This is a genomic window from Falsihalocynthiibacter sp. S25ZX9, from assembly GCF_041205405.1.
In the GTDB taxonomy this organism is placed as follows: domain Bacteria; phylum Pseudomonadota; class Alphaproteobacteria; order Rhodobacterales; family Rhodobacteraceae; genus Falsihalocynthiibacter; species Falsihalocynthiibacter arcticus.
In genome coordinates this window covers 1-278 of sequence record NZ_JBGFCD010000357.1, presented here as the reverse complement: position 1 = coordinate 278, position 278 = coordinate 1, and the positions used below count along the sequence as shown (strand labels likewise).

The following is a 278-nucleotide window of genomic DNA, read 5'->3' as shown; positions in this document are numbered from 1 at the left end:
GCACGATCACCACCGAAGGCTTTAACGCAGAGTTCGAGTTACCAGAGGGGGCCATCGTTACTCTTGAGTCCGAAACTGGGGTCATAAATACCGACACTCAAAGCGCCCGCCTTGATGGGAACGTTCGTGTCGTGAGTTCAGTTGGATATGTTGTGAGGTCCGAGCAAGTCGACGCGTCCATATCCGACGCGCGTTTTTCCTCAACAGTGCCGATTTCTGCCGTTGGCCCTTGGTGGAAAATCACCGCTGGATCCATGGAACTCGTTCGACGTAATGAG

General features: G+C 53.6%; 1 protein-coding gene. It reads left to right on the top strand.

What is annotated here, in order from left to right:
- Window positions 1–278: hypothetical protein (locus tag AB9F29_RS22555; RefSeq protein ID WP_369757333.1), on the top strand; the 278-nt coding region annotated here is incomplete at both ends.